Source organism: Kitasatospora sp. NPDC093558 (assembly GCF_040683475.1).
Lineage (GTDB): Bacteria > Actinomycetota > Actinomycetes > Streptomycetales > Streptomycetaceae > Kitasatospora.
The window spans coordinates 1-2,070 of record NZ_JBFBDY010000928.1 but is presented as its reverse complement, the minus strand read 5'-3'; the positions used below and the strand labels follow the sequence as shown (position 1 = coordinate 2,070).

Below are 2,070 nucleotides of genomic sequence, written 5' to 3'. Positions count from 1 at the left end.
GGAGGTCGCGGACTCCGCGGACGACGCCCCGGCCAAGCCCGCCAAGCCCGCCAAGCCCGCGGCCAAGCCGGCCGCGAAGCCGTCGAAGCCGGCGGCGAAGCAGGGCGCGAAGCAGGACAGCAGTCAGGACAGCAGCCAGGACACCGAGCAGAACACCAGCCAGGGCGGCAAGCCCGCGACCAGGTCCACGCCGCGGACGCAGCCGCAGGCCCAGCAGGCGCCGGCCCAGCCGGCGAAGCCCGCGAAGCCGGCTCCGTCCACCGAGAAGGCTCCGTCCACCGAGAAGGCTCCGTCCACCGAGAAGGCTCCGTCCACCGAGAGGAACGGCGCCGGCGGCAGCTACACCGTGAAGAGCGGTGACACGCTGAGCGAGATCGCCGCCAAGTTCGGCACCGACACCGACACCCTGTACGGCAAGAACCTCCGCACCATCGGCGACGACCCGGACCTGATCTTCCCGGGGCAGGACCTCACCGTCTGACGCCTCGTCGCCACTGTTCGACCGCACACCGAGCGGCCATCCCGAGACCCGGGGATGGCCGCTCCGCGCGTTGTGGGGGCGGGGCCGGTGTCCCGGGTCCACGGCGGGGCCGCACGGCGTCCTGCGGGGTCGTGGGAGGCCGTCCGGCGTGTCGGGCCCGTGCGGATGGCCGGCGGCCGGGGCATCGTATCTGGTCGCGCCGCGTGTCGGGCCGCGTGCCGATAGGGTCGGCCGATGGTGCGACTGATAACCGACGCCGAGCTCGTGGGCTCGTCCGTGGTGGCCAACAACACGATGAACCGCGAGCGCGGGCTCAGCGGCGTGAACAGCTATGCGCGGGAACTGGGGTTCGACCCCGCGCAGTATCTCCTCGGGTGCGGCGGGGCCGCTCCGGCGTGGCTGGATCTGTGCAGCGGCGAAGGGCGCGCGATGGTCGAGGCGGCGCGTCGGCTCCCGGCGGGGGCGGTCCTGACCGGCGTCGATCTGGTTGGCCCACTCGCGCCCCCGCCCGATGCCGATGCACTGCCGGGGTTGCGGTTGGTCACGGCAGCGCTCGCGGACTGGGCCCCGCGCCGGTCGTACGACCTGATCACCTGTGTGCACGGCCTCCACTACCTGGGTGACCAGCTCGGCGTCATCACCCGGGCTGCCGGATGGCTCGTGCCGGATGGACGGTTCACCGCACACTTCGATCCGGAATCGGTGCGGTGGGCGGACGGATCGAGTGCGGCGCGGGCGGTGGTGGCGGCGCTGCGGGCGGCCGGGTTCGAGTACCGGGCGCGGCGGCACCTGCTGGTGCTGGAGGCCGGGCCGAACTACACGGGGCAGCCGGCGGTGGCGTCGCACTACCGCGCACACTGTTGAACCTTCAATGCAACGTCCGAATACCGCCGGAGGTTTGCGGCCGCGCCGCCGAGGATCGAGTCATGCCTGACAACGGGCTTTCAACACGTATGACTTGGGAGACGGCGATGAACGGTGCGATGGAGCTCGACGGCAAGGTGGCGCTGGTGACCGGCGGGAGCCGGGGGATCGGGGCGGCGATCGCGCTGCGGCTGGCCGAGGACGGCGCGGACGTCGTCCTTACCTACCAGGGGAGCGCCGAGCGGGCCGAGGCCGTCGCGGCGAAGATCACCGCGATGGGCCGGCGCGGCTGGGCGGTCCGGGCGGACTGCGCCGACCCGCAGGAGGTCCGGGCCGTGGTGGCGGCGGCCGTCGAGCGGTTCGGGCGGCTCGACGTCCTGGTGAACAACGCCGGGGTCGGGGCGATGGGGCCGATCGGGGAGACTACGGCGGCGGACGTCGACCGCGTGCTGGAGGTCAACGTCCGGGCGCCGTACCTGTTCGCCCAGGCGGCGGCGCCGCTGCTGGCCGACGGCGGGCGGATCGTCACGATCGGCAGCTGCATCGCCAAGCGGGTCGCCTTCGGCGGCGCCGTGCTGTACGCGACCAGCAAGGCCGCGACGATCGGGCTGACCAAGGCGCTGGCCCGCGAGCTGGGGCCGCGCGGGATCACGGTCAATGTCGTCCACCCCGGGCCGATCGACACCGACATGAACCCGGCGGACGGCGCGTCGGCCGCGTTCCAG

3 protein-coding genes are annotated in these 2,070 nt (G+C 73.2%); all 3 read left to right on the top strand.

Features of this window, described 5'->3' with window-relative positions:
* Positions 1-481, top strand: a 481-nt coding sequence (locus AB0O00_RS37050; protein ID WP_363659095.1) for a LysM domain-containing protein, incomplete at its 5' end; no start/stop codon positions are given.
* Positions 482-715: 234 nt separating this feature from the next.
* Positions 716-1,345: a class I SAM-dependent methyltransferase gene (locus tag AB0O00_RS37045; RefSeq protein WP_363659094.1), complete on the top strand. Its 630-nt coding sequence runs from the start codon at positions 716-718 to the stop codon at positions 1,343-1,345.
* Between the two features lie 107 nt (positions 1,346-1,452).
* Positions 1,453-2,070 (top strand): SDR family NAD(P)-dependent oxidoreductase (locus tag AB0O00_RS37040; RefSeq protein ID WP_363659093.1); only part of this gene is annotated, 618 nt, incomplete at its 3' end.